This is a genomic window from Nonomuraea sp. NPDC048882 (assembly GCF_040649755.1).
Lineage (GTDB): Bacteria > Actinomycetota > Actinomycetes > Streptosporangiales > Streptosporangiaceae > Nonomuraea > Nonomuraea maheshkhaliensis.
In genome coordinates this window covers 849,488-865,531 of the sequence record NZ_JBEZGB010000003.1, presented here as the reverse complement: position 1 = coordinate 865,531, position 16,044 = coordinate 849,488, and the positions used below count along the sequence as shown (strand labels likewise).

The window sequence follows — 16,044 nt, the reverse complement described above, 5'->3', positions numbered from 1 at the left end:
CTGTAGCCGTAATGACGGAATGAGCGGAAAGGCCCGTCAGTCCGGGGCGTACTGCGCGATCCCGTTCCCGAACGACCAGTCGATCGACTCGTTCTCGGTCAGCGTGACGAACACGTTCCGCGGCTCGGTGCCGGCGTACTCGTGGGCGAGTTCGGCGATGCGCCGGTAGAGCGCCCTCTTCTGCGCGGGGGTGCGCCCTGAGCGGAACGTGATCGCCACGAACACGAGGTCGTCATCGCGGCTGATGCCGGGGAAGCCGTCGTAGCGCAGCGTGCCGGTGGTGCCGTCGTGGCTGGTCAGGACCTGGAAGCGGTCGTCGTACGGGATGCCGATGGTCTCGGCCATGGCGTCGTGCACGGCGCGGCCGAGCGCGTCGAGCCGGTCGGGGCCGGCCCTGAGCGCGTCGATGCGGACGAAGGGCATGTCAGTCCTCTCCTGGACGGACGGCGAGCAGGGCGAGGGCGCCCTCGACGGCCTGGGCGTAGGCGCCGGCCGAGCCGGTGGCGCGGGCCAGCACGTAGCCGCCCTGCACCACCGCGACCAGCGCCGCGGCCGTGGCCGTGGGGTCGAGGCCTGCGGCGAGGTCTCCGTCGTCGCGGGCGCGCGTCAGCAACTCCGTCAGCCGGCCGGTGAGCCAGGAGAACGTGCGCTCGATCGGCTCGCGCAGCTCCGGGTCCTTCATCACGTCGGGGTCCTGGGTGAGGCGGCCGACGGGGCAGCCCTTGAGCGCGTCGCGTTCGCGGCGCAGGTAGGCGGCGACCTGCTCCAGGGCGGTGCCGGGGCCGGTGAACGCGGCCTGCGCCCTGTCCCTCAGCTCCGTGGCGCTGCGGTCGATCGCGGCCCGGGCCAGGTCCGGCTTGCCGCGGAAGTGGTGGTACATGCTGCCCTGGCCGGCGCCGGCCCGCGCCTGGATCGCCTTCGGGCTCGTGCCCACGTAACCGCGCTCCCACAGCAGCTCACGGGTGCTCTGGATGAGCCGTTCCCTCGTGTCCATGCCGTACATACTAGTAGGTACAGTCTCGTTCGCTACCATCCACCAGGTGGAAGATCACGCGATGGCCCCGCCGTACCTGCTGGCGGGCGCGCCGGGCGCGGGCAAGACGACCCTGCTCCCCCATCTGGTCGAGCGGGCGGGCGGGATCGTCGTCATGGACATGGACGAGCTGCTGGAGGACGGCCGGCTGGTCGGCGTGCCCATCGCGACGCCGGACGCGGCGCCCGTGTGGCCGGCGTACGACCGGATGTGGGGGCGGATCGTCACCATGGTGCGCCGCGCCGGCCATCCGGTCCTGCTGCTGTGCCCGGTGCCCGACCCCGGTGAGCTCGCGCCGGGAGCGCGGTGGGCGGAGCCGGCCCGCTGGGCGCTGCTGGACTGCCCGGACGACGAGCGGGTACGCAGGCTGCGGGCGCGCGGCGGTCCCGCCGAGTGGATCGGCGGCGCGCTGGCGGACGCCGCCGAGGGGCGCGAGCTGATCCCCAAGATCTTCGGCACGGGCGGCGGCGAGCCGGCCGCCGGGGTGGCGGAGCGGGTTCTCGCCTGGGTTCGCGAAGAGGCCGGGTGACGAAGATCACAACTGGCCGTTCGTCTCGTATGATCCGATCAGGGCGAGGAAGGGCGGGACCATGGCCGGAGATCACGATCGCGACGCGCAGGGCTTACCGGACGAACGGGCTCCCCAAGGGGTCGATCCGACGGTTCCCAGCGTCGCGCGCATGTACGACTACTACCTGGGCGGCAAGGACAACTTCCACGCCGACCGCGTGGCGGCGGAGCAGATCGTCGCCATCGCCCGCGAGAGCGGCGCCGACGTACGGGAGATGGCCCTGGCCAACCGCGGCTTCCTCGTCCGCGCCGTACGCCACATCGCCGGCTCAGGCGTAAGGCAGTTCCTCGACATCGGCACGGGCCTGCCCACGCAGGACAACGTGCACCAGGTGGTCCAGCGGGAGGCGCCCGGCTCGAAGGTCGTCTACGTCGACAACGACCCGATCGTGCTCGTCCACGCCCAGGCCCTGCTCGCCGACAACCCTCACACCGCCGTGATCGAGGGCGACCTGCACCGGCCCGACGCCATCCTGAAGGCCGCCGCCGCCCACCTCGACCTCTCCCAGCCGGTCGCGATCATCGTGGCGGCCGTCTTCCACTTCTTCCCCGCCGACGACGAGGTGGCCGCGATCGTCGCCACCCTGCGCGAGGCCCTGGTGCCCGGCGGCCATCTGGTGATCTCCCACAGCTACGTCGAGCCCGAGGAGGGACGGGCCGACAAGATGGACGAGGCCAGGGGTGTCTACCGGCGCTCGGCCGCGGGGACGATCACCTGGCGCGACCGGGAGACCATGCGCGGCTACTTCGCCGGGCTTGAGCTGCTGGAGCCGGGGATCGTACCGGTTCAGGAGTGGCGCGACGACGAGACCTACCCGGCGCCCGGGCTGGCCAAGGGCGGCGTCCTGGCGGGGGTCGGCCGCCGGCGCTGACGCGCGACACGCGGGTGGCCTGTTTGACCTGGAGTGCACTCCAGCAGACAGGCTGTCCTCATGCAGAACGCCATGCGAACGCGTGCCATCGGAAACCTCCAGGTCAGCGCCATCGGGCTCGGGGCCATGCCCATGTCGGTGGCCGGTCACATGCCGGACGAGGAGCAGTCGATCCGGACGATCCTCGCCGCCTTGGACGCCGGCATCACCTTGATCGACACGGCCGACGCCTACACGCCCTCCCACGAGGACGTCGGCCACAACGAGCGCCTGGTGGCCAAGGCACTGGCGCGCTGGGACGGTGACACCGGCTCCGTGCTCGTCGCCACCAAGGGCGGCCACACCCGTACGCCGGACGGCTGGGACAGGGACGGGAGCCCGTCGTACCTGCGGGAGGCTTGCGACCGGTCGCTGAAGGCCCTGGGCGTGGACAGCATCGGGCTCTACCAGCACCACCGGCCCGACCCGAAGGTGCCGTACGAGGAGACCATCGGCGCGTTGAAGGAGCTGCACGACGCCGGCAAGATCCGGATGGCCGGCATCTCGAACGCCGACCCGGCGCAGATCAGGCTCGCCCACGACATCCTCGGCGAGCGCCTGGTGAGCGTCCAGAACGAGTACTCGCCGCGCTTCCGTACCAGTGAGCCCGAGATCGACGTGTGCGAGGAGCTCGGCCTGGCCTTCCTGCCCTGGTCGCCGCTCGGCGGCATCGGCCGCACCGGCGAGCTGCGCGAGCGCAACGCCGCCTTCACCGAGATCGCGCAGGCGCACGGTGTGTCCCCGCAGCAGGTCTGCCTGGCCTGGGAGCTGGCCCGCAGCCCGGTCGTCATCCCGATCCCGGGCGCCAGCCGGCCGGAGACCATCGTCGACTCCGCCGGCGCCGCCGCCTTGGAGCTGAGCGCGGAGGAGCTCGCCCGCCTGGGCTGACCTCGGCACCGGCGCCCCCGGCCCTGAGGGGGCGCCGCGTTCCGGCTACTTCCCCGAGGCGCCTCCCGGGAGAACCAGCTCCCGGGCCTTGGTGCCGAGGTCGGCCAGCAGCGTGGCCTTGCCGGTGGTGACGTCCACCGCGTAGAGGCGCCGGCTCGACTTGACGGACGTCGACACCGTGACGACCTTCTCGCTCCGCCACACGGACAGCCCGTCGATCCCCGTCTTCGCCGGCACGCCGGTCATCCGCACCTTCCGTACGATCCGTCCGGTCTCCGCGTCGAGCACGCCGAACGTGGTGTGCGCCCCCTTCCGGTAGTCCGCGTGGTCGATCGCGACCACCGTGCGGCCGTCCTGGTGCAGCTCGCTGAAGCCGATCCAGGCCCCCTTGAACCGCACCGGCTTCCCACCGCCTTCGACGGGCATCCGCCACAGGTCGGTCTTGACGTAACGGACCAGTTCGACGACCCCCTCCTTGATGCTGATCGGCTCGTACCGGCTGTTCAGCCGCTTCGCCTCGCCGGTGCGCAGATCGATCAGCGTCGTGGGGCGCTTCTTCCCGATCAGCGGGTCGAAGGCCAGGTGGCGGCCGTCGTCGGAGAGCACGAGGATGGCGCCGGCCTTGATCTCCTCCTGCCGGAACTTGATCGGCGAGGTCACCTCGCGCCCGGTCATCAGGTCGCGCACCACGAAGACCGCCGCCTCGTCGCTGTAGTAGGCGAGCTTGCGGCCGTCGCGGCTGAGCGCGAGGGGGACGCGATCGTGCGCCGCGGTGAAGGCAAGCGCCTGCGGCATCCGGTACGTCGTGCCGCCGGCGGTGACCACCCGCCACTCGGCGGGGCTGCAGTCGATCGTCCGGGGGGCCTGGCCGGCCGTGCACGCCGTCCGGTACGCGTGGCTGACCGTCCCCACCTTGCCCTCGGGCAGTTCGGGCACCTCCACGGCGTTCTGCGGCGTGGCGTCGGCGGCCAGCCGGTGCCACGGCATCACCAGGGCGACGCTCGTCGCGCCCGCCACCGCGAGCGCCGCCACGGACGTGATGGCCAGCGCCGTCCGCATCCTCCTGCGGCGGTGCCCGGCGATCGCCAGGTCGGCCAGGTTCACCATGGGGGCGTCGGCGGCGATGTCGCCCAGCGCCTCGCGCAGCCTCGTCACCGGGCCACCTCCTCGATCTCGGGCTCGGACAGCAGGTGCGCCAGCTCGGGGGCGATCGTCCGCAGCCGGGCCAGCGCGTGATGGGTCTGGCTCTTGACGTTGCCGACGGAGCACCCGAGCACCTCGGCCGCCTGCGCCTCGGTCAGGTCCTCCCAGAAGCGCAGCACGATCACGGCCCGCTGCTTGGGTGCCAGCCGGGCCAGCGCCTGGCGCAACACGATCCGGTCCAGCGTCCTCTCGTCGCTCGAGACGCCGTGCTCGGGCACGGCGGCGCTCGGCAGCTCGACGCGGGGGCGGCGCCGCCACGAGATGTACTGGTTCACCAGCGCCTTACGTGTGTACGCCACCGGGTCGCCGCCGCCCTTGGACAGCTTGGCCCACTGCCCGAGCATCTTGACCAGCACGCTCTGCAGCAGGTCCTCGGCGAGGTGCGCGTCTCCCGTGAGCAGGTACGCCGTCCGCATCAGCGCTTGCTGGCGGACGAGCACGAACTCGCGGAAGCCGTCGTGATCGTTCAATTCGACTCCTCTCGCCCGTTCCCTACGCCGGGGGCGGGCGAAAGGTTGTAGTGATCGTCCAGATTCCCGTACGGCTTCAGGCGATCGGGCCCAGCGCCAGCACGGCCACCACCGGCGCGAGATACAGCAGCGGGTACGGGACGTGGGCGTACGAGCGCGCCCTGAGCACGGTGATCACGGCCCCGGTGAAGTACAGCACCAGCCCGATCCCGGCCATGACCCCGACGACGGGCACGACCAGCCCCGCCAGCAGCCCGGCGGCCCCCGCGGCCTTGGCCGTGCCCAGCCAGGGCCACCACCTGCGGGCGACGCCGTACTCGGTCAGCGGCTCCACGACCCACTTGGCGCGGATGAAGATGGACAGTGCGGAGAAACCCACCCAGAGGGCGGTCAGGACGGTGACGACGGCAGTGAACATCAGACGCTCCTTCACGAACGGCCGCCGGCCCCGGGCGTGGTGCCCCGGAGCGGCCGATTCAGATGCATTCACTGCCTTGACCCGGGCCGGGGCACGAGTGTGACACCCCCTCGCGCGGATATCCCCGATCCAGGGATCCGCCCGCCGGGGATCCGGGAGCCGAGGGGCGGGGCGTTTTGGTGCCCCGCCTTCTCAGGTCGCGCGGTCGCGTAGGTACTCGGTCACCGTGGTGGCGCGGAGCATGTGGGGGTCGAGCAGTTCGGCGCGTCGCCGGGGGATGCCGCCGGCGAGGGCGGCGTCGGTGAGGGCGTTCCTGAGCCAGCGCACATCCACCGGCCGGCCGTCGGCGCGCGTGAGCAGGGGCTCCCCCGCCGTCCGGTCGGACGACAGGTCGCACAGCAGGGGGCGGGCCGGCGTCGGGACCGGGAAGGCGACGAGGTCGCCCCGCGCGTCGTGCATGGTCACGATGGCGGGCTCCCCGGACACGACCGCCCGCAGGTCTTGCAGGGTCAGCCCGGCCAGGGCGTCGGCGCTCGCGCCGGTGGCGGCGAGCAGCGCGACGGCGACGGCCTCGGCGGTGCGGCCGCCGGCTGCCAGGCGGGCGGCGCCCTCGCGCAGCCGCCGCCGGTCGTCCTTGCTCAGCAGGCGGGGGTCGCGGCTCGCGTCCGTTCGCGGGGGCCATTCGTGTCGCGCGGCGCCGGTCCGCCAGGCGAAGGTGTAGAACGACGACAGCACGGCCCGCTTCCTGGCCACGGTCGCGCGGGCGAGGGGCCGGCCCGGGTGGCGCACGCCGACGGTGAGGCTGCCGGCGAGCGCGGCCTCGCAGTAGGCGTCCAGGTGGGCGGTGGTGACCTCCGCCGCTTCGACGTCCGGCTCGGCGGCCCCCAGCCAGCGCAGGAACGAGGCCAGCACCTGCAGTCGCGTCTGCCGCGCGGCGATGGAGACGTTCTCGCTCAGCCAGGCGATGGCGGTGCGGCGGGTCTCCGGGGGCAGCCCGTCCACCAGATCGACATCGGCGCCCGGCACCTGGCCTCCGTCGCCGGGTGTCCGGCGGGGTCGCAGCCCCTCGACGTCCTCTAAGCCGACGCCTCGCGCCTGACCGGCCGCCCCCGGCCCGCCCATCCCGGTCGCACCATGACCGAACGCACCGAACCCGGACGTGCCTTGCCCAGACGTACCGGCTCCGGACGTGCCAGGCCAAGACGCACCGAGATCGGGCGTATTGGATGGGGACGCGCCGGGCCCTGCCGCACCGAGCCCAACCACACCGGGCCGAGCAGGACCGCGGCCGGACGCATCAGGCCCGGATGCGTCGAGTGCGGCAGCACCGGCGCCGGTTGCACCGAGCCCGGCCGCGTTGAGCCTGGACGCGGTCACGCCGAGCCCAGAGGCGGTCACGTCCAGCCCCGGCGCGGTCACGCCGCGCTCCGGCCCGACCTCGCCGGGCTCGGTCCCGTAGCTGTTCCACTCGGGCCTGTACCCGCCGAACCCGGGCCTGCGTCCACCGGGCTCGGGGTTGTGGTCGCCGGAGCCGGGCTCATCCGCGCCCGTTTGTCCCGCTTCATGGCCCGCGATCTCGTCACCGGTCATCGTCCGCCCTGCCGCCTTCCACCCGGCCACCGCCGGTCCGGCCGGCCCAAACCCGGCCTCCTCCGGCCCGGCCACTTGCTCTGCTCGGCCGAGTCCGGTCACTTGCCCAGCCGAGCCGAACCCGGCCACCTGCTCTGCCTGCTCAAGCTCGGCCACGTGCGCCACCTGGCCAAGCCCAGCCACTTGCCCGGCCGGGCCACGCCCAGCCGCCTGCCCCGCCAGACCCAGCTCGGCCGGCTGCCCGGCCGGTGCGAGTCCGGGCGCCTGCGTCGAGGTCTGCTTTCGCTTCTTGATCGGCCCGCCTGCCATGGTGAGTGCTTCCTCCGGCTCGGTGCCGGGAGTGGAGGCGTCATGGGTTCGGGGCATGCTCAGCACTCGACCGTACCCGCCCTCACCGGCCTGACCTGCCGCGTCATGGACGTCGCGGAGGTGTCGGTGTCCATCGGGCGGCTGCGGGGGTCGCGGCAGCCTGAGCCAGGCAGTTCAGTCATGAGCTTGATCTTCTCACGGAGCGGCCCTTCCCAGCCTCCTCGACCGATTGTTGTAAGCCCTCACCCATGCCTTGGTCAGCACGGACGGGAGAATCGGCCGGTCGCAGGGGCCGGCGCACGGCCGGGGTGGGGCAGGTGGCGTCGGGTGATCCGGGTGGGCGTACGTGCCAGACTACGACGGATGCGGGTGGAGGAGACGAAGGCGATCGCGGCGGCGCTGGGCGTCGAGGTGGTCGCGGCCAGGACGCTGGCCGGTGGGTTCTCGCACGAGACGAGCCTGCTGGAGCTGGCCGGCGGAGGCGCCGTGGTCGCCCGGCTGGGCGGGCCCGACCCCGTCGTGGAGGCCGCGGTCATGGAGCTGGGCCGTCGTCACGTGCCGGTGCCTGAGGTGCTGCTCGTCCTGCCGTCCGTGGCGGGCGGGCGTCCGGCCATGGTGCTGGAGCATGTGGCGGGCACGCCGCTCGACATCGTGCTGTCCGACCCCGAGATCGTGCCGGTCGGCTCCGCCCCCGGGCCTGGACCTGGGGCCGCCCTGGATCCCGGCCTCGCCACCGCCGCGGATGAGTTGCGGGCGTTGGGGGTCGAGGTGGGGCGGGTGGTGGCGAGGATCGGGGTCGCGCGGTTCGATCGGCCGGGGTTCTTCGGGGGTCCCGATCTCGCGGTCGCCGCCGGCCCGCCCTGGTCCGAGCAGTTGCCCGCGTTCGCCGAGAGCAGCATGAGCAAGGTGCCGCCCTCCCGCCTCGATCCGGCGGTACGGGCGGCGTGGGCGCAGTTGTGCGCGGCGCACGCCCCGGCGCTCGCCGGCGTGGACGAGCGGGCCAGGCTCGTGCACGCCGACATCAACCCCAAGAATCTCCTGGTCACGCGGGCGGCGGACGGCTGGCGGGTGGACGCCGTGCTCGACTGGGAGTTCGCCTACGCGGGCTGCCCGTACGGCGACGCGGCCAACATGTTGCGGTTCGGAGCCGACTACCCGGCCGGCTTCACCGAGGGCTTCCGGGCGGGGTTCGCCGCGCATCTGCCCTCCGACCTGCCGCCTGACGACGACTGGGCCCATCTGGGCCGCGTGCTCGACATGTTCGCCCTCACCGATCTCGTCACCCGGCCCGCCGGGCATCCGGTCGCCGACCGGGCCGCCGAGGAGATCAGGCGGTGGGTGGCCGCGGGCGTTCCCCGCTGACGAAACGTCCGCCCGGCCCGTACGGTGCGAGCCGCGGGTCCGGCCACGGCGGGTTCGCTTCTAAGATCCGAGGTGTGGCCAAGTACATCGATCTGCATCCGGACAATCCCCAGCCTCGCCTGATCGGCCAGGTCGTCGAGCTGTTGCGCGGCGACGGGCTGATCGCCTACCCGACGGACTCGTCCTACGCCCTCGGGTGCCGGCTGGGCAACAAGGAGGGCATCGACCGGATCAGGGAGATCCGCCGCCTGAGCGACGACCATCACTTCACCCTGGTATGCCGGGACTTCGCGCAGTTCGGGCAGTTCGTCCATGTGAGCAATGCGGTGTTCCGCCTGGTCAAGGCGGCGACCCCGGGCGGTTACACGTTCATCCTGCCCGCGACCAAGGAGGTGCCCCGGCGCCTGCTGCACCCCAGGAAGAAGACGGTCGGCGTGCGGATCCCCGATCACGTCGTGACGCAGGCGCTGCTGGCCGAGCTGGGCGAGCCGCTGCTGTCGAGCACCCTGCTGCTGCCCGACGAGAGCGAGCCCATGACGCAGGGGTGGGAGATCAAGGAGACGCTGGATCACGCGCTGGACGCCGTCATCGACGCCGGCGAGTGCGGCGCGACCCCGACGACGGTCGTCGATCTGTCGCAGGACGAGCCGGAGATCCTGCGCCGGGGTACGGGAGATCCGTCCCTGTTCGAGTGACGAGTGGTCGGCGTCGGGTGATCCGCCGTCATCACGTGCGACGTGGCGTGGCGGTGGACGGCGGGTGGGCGCGGAGCCAGTCGGCCGCCCGGCGGGCCGACGCCCGTGACAGCCACGCGTCCTGGACCACCTCGGCCAGCTCCGCGCGGGTGAGCTCACCGATCCTGGCGGCCCGCAGCAGCACCGACGCGTGCCCGTTGAAGTGCGGGGTGGTGAAGAACGGCGACGTCTCGTCCTGGACCAGTGCCAGTTTGTCCGCCTCCGACTCGACCCAGAAGACGATCACGTCCGGGTACCGCTCCCCGGTGTCCGGGTCCACCGCGTCCGGGCGCGGGTTGCGGAAGAAGACGAACGACTTGCCGCCCACCTGGTAGATCGGGTTGTCGCCGGTCCCGGGCCAGACGGTCACGTGCGGCATGGACAGGGCCAGCTCGTGCACGTCCTCGACGCGGGCGGGCCGGTCTCCGTCGTCGGTCTCGGTCATGGTCCCAGCGTAGGCGGCGGCGGGTTCCGTGTCCCAGGCGTTCAGGGCCCGCGGGCGGGCCCCGGTGACATGACAGAGTTCCCTCGGTGACGCCGGATTCGCTGGATTCGCTGGATTTCGGGGCAGGCCCCAACCGTTCGGACCCTCCAGGGCGTCTTGTCTACATGAGGGATTCCGAGGCGTTCGAGGCCTTCGTCGCCGCCTGGCACCCGAGGCTGCTGCGTGCGGCCATCCTCATCAGCGGTGACAGGCATCTGGCCGAGGACGTGCTCCAGGAAGCCCTGATCAAACTGGCGCGCCGCTGGACGAAGGTGCACACCGATCCGGTCAACTACGTACGTACCACCTTGTACCGGGACGTCGCGTCCAGACGGCGCAGGCGGCGGGAGTTCGTCTACGAGGAGCCGCCGGAACAACTGGACCAGGACACCTCCGAGGAGTCGGACCTGAAGCTGGTCTTCGCGCGCGCGCTGGCCAAACTGCCGGTGAAGCAGCGCGCGGTGCTCGTGCTGCGCTTCTACGAGGACCTGCCCGTCGGGGAGGTCGCCGCGATCCTGCGGGTCTCCCCCGGGACGGTGAAGAGCCAGACGCACGCGGCGCTGAAGCGGTTGCGCGAGGTCGCTCCCGAGCTGGAGGAGGTGCTGATATGACGGACCAGAGGTTGCGGGAGCTGTTCGGCGAGCTCGCCGAGACCCTGCCGGAGGGTTCGTCCAGCGCGGGAGAGTTGTGGCGGCAGGGCACGCGGAGCCGTGCCCGCCGCCGGTTGACGGCGGCCGCGGCGGTGGCGACGGTCGCCGCGGTCGTCGTGGCCGGGATCGTCATGACGCCGGAACCGGTCGAGCGCGGCGTCGCCGTTCACCCCGACGGCTCGCCCGCGGTCACGACGCCGTTCGCTCCCGCCGTGGACGTCGCGCCGCCGCCCGGCGGCGAGGCGGCGCTGCCCGTGCTGGCGACCGCGCTGCCGGAGAGGTGGGCCGGCGTCCCCGTCATGACCTCGGTCTCCGGGGCCGTCCTGGCGCTGGCCGAGTACGGCGACGGGCGGATCTACGCGTTGAAGGCCGACGGCCGCGTCTCCCTGGACGTGCAGCTGGACCAGGCCGTGGACGCGACCGGCTCCCCCAGCCCGCCGCTGGTCCCCAACTCGCTCGCCCCCGACGGGACGATGGCCGCCTTCCCGCAGAAGGACGCGGTGGTGGTCGTCGACCTGGTGGTCGGCCAGGCCAGGCGTTACCGGGTGCCGGGGTTCAACCAGGTGGTGCTGTGGCGCGGTGATCAGCTGCTCGTCGAGCAGGCGGCGGCCAACTACCTGATCGACCTGGCCACGGGGGCGGCCACGCGACAGCCGTTCAAGGGGTTCGCGAGCGCCGCGGGCTACGGCGACCTCAGGATCGTCTCGCCCGGCACGGGCCGCAGGACGCTCATCCGGCAGGGTGACCGGGAGCTGCGGCTGGACGTGGGAGGCATCACCGGCCAGGGCCGGATGCCCGTGCGCGGCCCCGGCGACCACGGGTGGCAGCGCGACGGCCTCGTGGCCAGGTCCGCGCCCGCGCACGACGACCGTCGGGGCCGGGCGGACGTGGTCGTCGTGGCCGACACCGCCACCGGACGGGTGGTCAGGACGTTGCTCCTGCCCTGGGGCGATCCGCCCGGCGCGCGCTGCGGGAAGAGCGGCTGCGCGGTACGCGGCTGGTACGGCCCCGACACGGTGATCGTCGAAAGCAGGGACAGGCTGCTCGGCTGGAACATCGGGACCGGAGCGCTGTCACGCCTCGCTGAGCTGCCCAAGGAGGTGACCGCCTACTCCCTGCGCAGCGGATGAGCGGCCGATGATCGGCCCGGCGACGGCGGCCCGGGGTGCGGAATCAGCGCCTCGGGAATGGCGCATGCCGTCAATTCAATTATTCGTCACCCGCAAACCGGGCGATGGCGTCGATTCGCAATAAATACCGGTATTAATGCATCTTCCGCAACTCGCATACTGTGTTTAAACTCGCTTTCGTGACGACACAACTGGCTCGTTACCTCACTCCAATGGAGGACAGCTCCAGGTGGGACGGTTTCGAATTCCGTCCCGGCGACATCGTCATCAATTCTCCGGCGAAGTGCGGCACCACCTGGACCCAGACGATCTGTGCACTCCTCATCTTCCAGTCACCCCGGTTGCCCGCCCCGCTGTCGAGCCTCTCACCGTGGATCGACATGCTCGTACGCCCGAAACAGGAGGTCTGGGACCACCTGTCCGCGCAGCGGCACCGCCGTTTCATCAAGACCCACATCCCGCTCGACGGCATCCCCATCGATCCCCAGGTCACCTACATCACGGTGGGACGCGACCCGCGCGACGTCGCCATCTCCCTGCGCAGCCATGGCAAGAACCTCAAACGCGACGTGATCCGCCGGCTGATCCACCAGGCCGCCCACCCCGGCGGCGGTGCGGCCGACGCCCCGGTGGACGGCCATGACGACCGAGACCTCCTCGACGAACGCACGTACCTGATGCGGTGGGTGGACAACGACGACCCGCCGCACGTCAACCTCGACTCGCTGCGCGCGCTGATCTGGACGCAGAGCCGGGCCTGGGTCCGGCGTACGGAACCGAACGTCGTCCTGCTGCACTACGCCGACCTGTCCCGCGACCTGGCCGGCGAGATGCGGCGGCTGGCCGGGCGGCTCGGCATCGAGATCGACGAGAGCAGGTGGCCCGAGCTCGTCGAGGCCGCCACGTTCCAGCAGATGCGAAATCGCGCGGACGAACTCGCGCCCGACGAGCAACTGGGTTACATCCGCGACCGCAAACGCTTTTTCCGCAGCGGAAAGTCCGGCGAATGGCAGCAGTTCCTCATCGCCGAGGATCGGGCGCACTACGACCGCAGGGTGGCCGGCCTGGCCGAACCGGACCTGCTCGAATGGCTCCACCACGGGACGGGCTGACCACGTGACCACCCTGTACGGATAACGCACCAGGAAATACGCAATATGACGCAAGAAGTGCCCGGGCCCGTGACGATCGAACGCGTTCCCTCGCTGTCCGACGTCGCGGGGCGTGCGTGGGACGACGTCGCCGACCCTAGGGACCTGTTCCAGAGCCGTGCGTGGCTGCGGGCTCTCGAACGTACCGGTGAGGCGCCCGTCATGTACCTGATCGCCCGCCGGCCCGGGCACTGCCGCATCCTCGGCGCCCTGCCCCTCTACGACTCGCTGCCCAGCCGTGGCGACTACCTCTACTGGCCCGAGCTGCACTTCCAGGACCTGCTGCGGGCCGCGGGCCCGGCCGGCGGGCGGCTGGGGCTGCTGGCCGGTTCCCGCGCGGGTTTCGGGACCCGGCTGGTCCTGGATCCCACCCTGCCGGGTCCGGCCAGGGCCGTGGTCCTGCGGGCGCTCAGGGACGCGGCCGGCGCCGTCGCGGCCGAGCGCGGGCTTCCGTACACCTTCTTCCTGTTCCTCGACGCCGCCTCGTGGCGGGAGCTCGCGCCGGTCACGGGCGACGGCGACCGGCACCGGCTGGCGGGCGTCGCCCAGACCGAGCTGGAGCTTCCCGGTACGTGCTTCGCGGACTACCTGGCGACGCTGCCGCGCAACACGCGTACCAGCGTCCGCAGGGAGGCCGGGCACTTCGCCGAGGTCTGCGCGACCGAGACCGTCCCTCTCCGCGAGGCCGTCCCGGCCGTCGCGCCGATGATCGCGAACGTGCGGGCCAGGCACGGGATGGCCTACAGCGTGGACGCCGTGGCGGGGCGGCTCTCGGCGTACGCGTCCGCGCTGGGCGACACCGCGGCACTGGCCGTGCTGTGCCGGGTGCGCGGCCGCGTCGTCGGCGCCGGGGTGCTGTGCCGGTGGCACGACCGGCTGTACGTGACGGACTTCGGGCGGGTGGACGACGAGGGTCCTGATCCGTTCGTGTACTTCAACGCGGCGATCTACGAACCCATCAGACACGCGTACGCCATGGGCCTGTCCAGGGTCGTCACCGGCGCGGGGGCGGAGCTGGGCAAGGCCAGGCGCGGCGCCGCCGTGCTCCCGCTGGCGCACGTGGCGTGGCCGGCGAACGGCGAGCCCGGGAACGGCGCGACCGGCGCCGAACCGGCGGAGAGCCGCAGGAAACACTGGCGCGACCTCCGCGCCGCTCACCCCAGGTACTTCCACCCGGTGTGGGACGAGCTGCTGTGACGCGACATCGATCGGACGAGCGGGAGTCGTGCCCGCGAGGGAGGCCAGCGTGAGCCGACGGGACGAGCCGACCGGCCCCGCCCGCGACACCACCAGCACTGCCGTCAGCACTACTACCTACGCGGAAACCGGCCTGGGAGTGCTCGGGCGGGCGCCGCGTGACCCGGGCAGGGTCGCGCTGGTGCACGAGGACCGCGAGCTCACGTTCGGCGAGCTCGCCGCGCTCGGCGCGGACGTCGGCGAGGTCGTGCGGCGCCACCGGCTGGAGCGCCGCGTGGTGGGCGTGCCCGCCGAGCGGAGCCCGGAGTTCGTCGCGCGGCTCCTGGGGCTCTGGGGCGCGGGCGCCGTCCCGGCGATCCTCGGGGACTGGGGTCGTGAACGGGTACGCGGGGCGCTGGCGGTCACCGGCGCCGCCGCCGTCTTCGCCCCGTCAACAGCTCCGTCGTCCGCCCCCGCTGCCGCTCTGGAGCTGCTCGACGCCTCCGGCGGCGGCAGCGTCGCGGACGACGTGAGTCACGTCCTCTTCACGTCCGGGACGACGGGCAGGCCCAAGGGGATCGTCGTCGGACGGGCGGCGTTCGAGGCCGCCTGCGCGGCGTTCTTCGAAGAGCTGCCCATGGACGAGTCGGACCGGGTCGCCTTCCTCAGCAGGCCCGGCCACGATCCCAGCCTGCGGGAGCTGATCGCGCCCTGGGTCACGGGTGCGACGTTGTACATCCCAGGCTCGCGCACGGCCGGCGATGCCCGGCTGGCGGCGGACTGGCTCGCCGCGCACTCCGTCACCGTGCTCCAGGGCTCGCCGGTCCTGCTCCAGCTCATGGCGGGCGCGTCTCCGCGTCCCGTACAGAGTCTGCGGCTGGTCTGCTCGGTGGGGGCGCGGCTCACGGCGGCGGCGCTGCGGGCGATGGCCCGGTTCGCGCCGCGTGCCACGGTCGTCAACTGTTACGGCGCGTCGGAGACGCCGCAGGTGGTGTGCGTGCACCGGGTTCCGCCTGGTCAGGGGGTCACCGGCGAGGACCCGATCCCCATCGGGCGCCCGCTCGGCCACGCCACGGTCAGGATCGTCCCGGAGTCCGCGCGGAACGGCGGCGTGAGTGATAGTGCGGGACTGGAGGGCCGGTTGCAGGTGGAGTCCTCGGCGTGCGCGCTCGGCTACACCGGCGGGGCTCCGCTGCTGACCACCGACCAGGACGGGCGGCGCTGGTACGACACCGGCGACGTCGTCCGCCTGCTGCCGGACGGCGACCTGTGCTTCCTGCGGCGGGCGGACCGGCAGGTCCAGGTCAACGGCACGCGGGTGGAGCTGGACGAGATCGAGGGCGCCGCCTCCCAGGCCCCCGGCGTGGCCGGCGCGGTGGCGACGTTCGTCGAGGACGGAGCGGGTGTGGGAACCGTGCGCCTGACCGTCGTACGGAGTCCGGGGGCGGCGGTGGACGGCGAGGAGGTCCGTGCGGTGCTCCGCGACCGGCTGGACCCGGCGGTCATGCCGTCGAGCATCGAGGTGCGGGACGAGGCCCGTAACGACTCCTGGGACGACGCCCGGAACGGCGCCCGTAACGACTCCTGGAACGACGAGCCGGACGAGGACCGGGCCGACGCGTGGGGCGATGAGCGGAGCGACGGCTGGGACGACGAGCCGGGCGAGGACCAGGCCGGGAAGTTGTGGGCGGTGGTGGACGAGAGCGCCCGGTCGGTGCTCGGCCGGAGCGGGATCGACCCTGACGGCGGCTTCTTCGAGGCCGGTTTCACCTCGATGTCCCTGATGCGCTTCGTGTCGGAGGTCTCCATCCGCCTGGGCAGGGAGATCTCCCCGGTGCTGGTCTTCCGATATCCCACTTTGCGGGCTTTCGCCGATCACCTGCGGGAGACCCTGGACGACGACCTGACGTGAGGCGTCCCTCTCCCGAGGGCACGCCCGGCTCGATCTTGGTACGCGGCAAGCAG

Annotated in this window: 17 protein-coding genes; 10 read left to right on the top strand and 7 right to left on the bottom strand. The window is 72.3% G+C overall.

Translation table 11 applies throughout. The features are described 5' to 3' along the window. Positions 1 to 36 precede the first annotated feature (36 nt). Positions 37 to 423 carry a tautomerase family protein gene (locus tag AB0C27_RS13885; RefSeq protein ID WP_357842744.1) on the bottom strand — a complete coding sequence of 129 codons (387 nt, stop codon included), beginning with the start codon at positions 421 to 423 and terminating at the stop codon, positions 37 to 39. Between the two features lies 1 nt (position 424). Beyond that, complete coding sequence (locus tag AB0C27_RS13880; RefSeq protein WP_357842741.1) at positions 425 to 994, bottom strand: TetR/AcrR family transcriptional regulator; 570 nt, start codon at positions 992 to 994, stop codon at positions 425 to 427. A gap of 46 nt (positions 995 to 1,040) precedes the next feature. On the opposite strand from AB0C27_RS13880, the gene AB0C27_RS13875 reads away from it, so the two are divergent. From AB0C27_RS13875 to AB0C27_RS13865, 3 genes are all read left to right on the top strand, one after another. After that, on the top strand, positions 1,041 to 1,562 hold the full coding sequence (locus AB0C27_RS13875; RefSeq protein ID WP_357842738.1) for an AAA family ATPase: 522 nt from the start codon (positions 1,041 to 1,043) through the stop codon (positions 1,560 to 1,562). 61 nt (positions 1,563 to 1,623) lie between these two features. Next, a complete protein-coding gene (locus AB0C27_RS13870; RefSeq protein ID WP_357842734.1) occupies positions 1,624 to 2,475 on the top strand; it encodes an SAM-dependent methyltransferase in 852 nt (283 codons plus the stop codon). A 72-nt stretch (positions 2,476 to 2,547) separates the two neighbouring features. Next, a complete protein-coding gene (locus tag AB0C27_RS13865; protein ID WP_357842731.1) occupies positions 2,548 to 3,402 on the top strand; it encodes an aldo/keto reductase in 855 nt (284 codons plus the stop codon). A 45-nt stretch (positions 3,403 to 3,447) separates the two neighbouring features. On the opposite strand, the gene AB0C27_RS13860 is transcribed toward AB0C27_RS13865, so the two are convergent. From AB0C27_RS13860 to AB0C27_RS13845, 4 genes are all read right to left on the bottom strand, one after another. Then, the gene (locus AB0C27_RS13860; protein WP_357842728.1) at positions 3,448 to 4,557 is read right to left on the bottom strand and encodes a hypothetical protein; all 1,110 of its coding nucleotides are present in this window, start codon (positions 4,555 to 4,557) and stop codon (positions 3,448 to 3,450) included. Further along, positions 4,554 to 5,075: a SigE family RNA polymerase sigma factor gene (locus AB0C27_RS13855; protein ID WP_357842725.1), complete on the bottom strand. Its 522-nt coding sequence runs from the start codon at positions 5,073 to 5,075 to the stop codon at positions 4,554 to 4,556. Before AB0C27_RS13855 ends, AB0C27_RS13860 begins: the two co-directional genes overlap by 4 nt. Positions 5,076 to 5,151: 76 nt before the next feature. Then, positions 5,152 to 5,493, bottom strand: a complete 342-nt coding sequence (locus AB0C27_RS13850; RefSeq protein ID WP_357842722.1) for a DoxX family protein — start codon at positions 5,491 to 5,493, stop codon at positions 5,152 to 5,154. A 192-nt stretch (positions 5,494 to 5,685) separates the two neighbouring features. Next, on the bottom strand, positions 5,686 to 6,519 hold the full coding sequence (locus tag AB0C27_RS13845) for a hypothetical protein (RefSeq protein WP_357842719.1): 834 nt from the start codon (positions 6,517 to 6,519) through the stop codon (positions 5,686 to 5,688). A gap of 1,236 nt (positions 6,520 to 7,755) precedes the next feature. Here AB0C27_RS13845 and AB0C27_RS13840 point away from each other — a divergent pair. After that, positions 7,756 to 8,754, top strand: coding sequence for a phosphotransferase (locus AB0C27_RS13840; RefSeq protein WP_357842715.1), 999 nt, complete (start codon positions 7,756 to 7,758; stop codon positions 8,752 to 8,754). A 74-nt stretch (positions 8,755 to 8,828) separates the two neighbouring features. Continuing rightward, the gene (locus tag AB0C27_RS13835; protein WP_357842712.1) at positions 8,829 to 9,449 is read left to right on the top strand and encodes an L-threonylcarbamoyladenylate synthase; all 621 of its coding nucleotides are present in this window, start codon (positions 8,829 to 8,831) and stop codon (positions 9,447 to 9,449) included. Positions 9,450 to 9,480: 31 nt separating this feature from the next. Here AB0C27_RS13835 and AB0C27_RS13830 read toward each other — a convergent pair whose 3' ends face one another. Continuing rightward, the gene (locus tag AB0C27_RS13830; RefSeq protein ID WP_357842709.1) at positions 9,481 to 9,933 is read right to left on the bottom strand and encodes an MmcQ/YjbR family DNA-binding protein; all 453 of its coding nucleotides are present in this window, start codon (positions 9,931 to 9,933) and stop codon (positions 9,481 to 9,483) included. A 164-nt stretch (positions 9,934 to 10,097) separates the two neighbouring features. Between AB0C27_RS13830 and AB0C27_RS13825 the strand changes: the two genes are divergently transcribed. The 5 genes from AB0C27_RS13825 (at position 10,098) to AB0C27_RS13805 (ending at position 15,991) form a co-directional block, all read left to right on the top strand. After that, positions 10,098 to 10,583, top strand: a complete 486-nt coding sequence (locus AB0C27_RS13825; RefSeq protein ID WP_357842706.1) for a SigE family RNA polymerase sigma factor — start codon at positions 10,098 to 10,100, stop codon at positions 10,581 to 10,583. After that, complete coding sequence (locus AB0C27_RS13820; RefSeq protein WP_357842703.1) at positions 10,580 to 11,752, top strand: hypothetical protein; 1,173 nt, start codon at positions 10,580 to 10,582, stop codon at positions 11,750 to 11,752. Before AB0C27_RS13825 ends, AB0C27_RS13820 begins: the two co-directional genes overlap by 4 nt. A gap of 179 nt (positions 11,753 to 11,931) precedes the next feature. Beyond that, positions 11,932 to 12,864 (top strand): sulfotransferase domain-containing protein, encoded by a 933-nt coding sequence (locus AB0C27_RS13815; RefSeq protein ID WP_357842700.1) that lies wholly within the window; start codon positions 11,932 to 11,934, stop codon positions 12,862 to 12,864. Between the two features lie 69 nt (positions 12,865 to 12,933). Then, positions 12,934 to 14,100 carry a peptidogalycan biosysnthesis protein gene (locus tag AB0C27_RS13810; protein WP_357842697.1) on the top strand — a complete coding sequence of 389 codons (1,167 nt, stop codon included), beginning with the start codon at positions 12,934 to 12,936 and terminating at the stop codon, positions 14,098 to 14,100. A 49-nt stretch (positions 14,101 to 14,149) separates the two neighbouring features. Beyond that, positions 14,150 to 15,991, top strand: a complete 1,842-nt coding sequence (locus AB0C27_RS13805) for an AMP-binding protein (protein WP_357842694.1) — start codon at positions 14,150 to 14,152, stop codon at positions 15,989 to 15,991. Positions 15,992 to 16,044: the final 53 nt, after the last annotated feature.

Excerpts from the sequence above, each read along its gene's own strand:
- AB0C27_RS13825 (WP_357842706.1), top strand. The coding sequence starts at position 10,098 with ATGAGGGATTCCGAGGCGTTCGAGGCCTTCGTCGCCGCCTGGCACCCG.
- AB0C27_RS13840 (WP_357842715.1), top strand. The coding sequence starts at position 7,756 with ATGCGGGTGGAGGAGACGAAGGCGATCGCGGCGGCGCTGGGCGTCGAG.
- AB0C27_RS13820 (WP_357842703.1), top strand. The coding sequence starts at position 10,580 with ATGACGGACCAGAGGTTGCGGGAGCTGTTCGGCGAGCTCGCCGAGACC.
- AB0C27_RS13885 (WP_357842744.1), bottom strand. The coding sequence starts at position 423 with ATGCCCTTCGTCCGCATCGACGCGCTCAGGGCCGGCCCCGACCGGCTC.
- AB0C27_RS13880 (WP_357842741.1), bottom strand. The coding sequence starts at position 994 with ATGGACACGAGGGAACGGCTCATCCAGAGCACCCGTGAGCTGCTGTGG.
- AB0C27_RS13850 (WP_357842722.1), bottom strand. The coding sequence starts at position 5,493 with ATGTTCACTGCCGTCGTCACCGTCCTGACCGCCCTCTGGGTGGGTTTC.
- AB0C27_RS13865 (WP_357842731.1), top strand. The coding sequence starts at position 2,548 with ATGCGAACGCGTGCCATCGGAAACCTCCAGGTCAGCGCCATCGGGCTC.
- AB0C27_RS13830 (WP_357842709.1), bottom strand. The coding sequence starts at position 9,933 with ATGACCGAGACCGACGACGGAGACCGGCCCGCCCGCGTCGAGGACGTG.
- AB0C27_RS13870 (WP_357842734.1), top strand. The coding sequence starts at position 1,624 with ATGGCCGGAGATCACGATCGCGACGCGCAGGGCTTACCGGACGAACGG.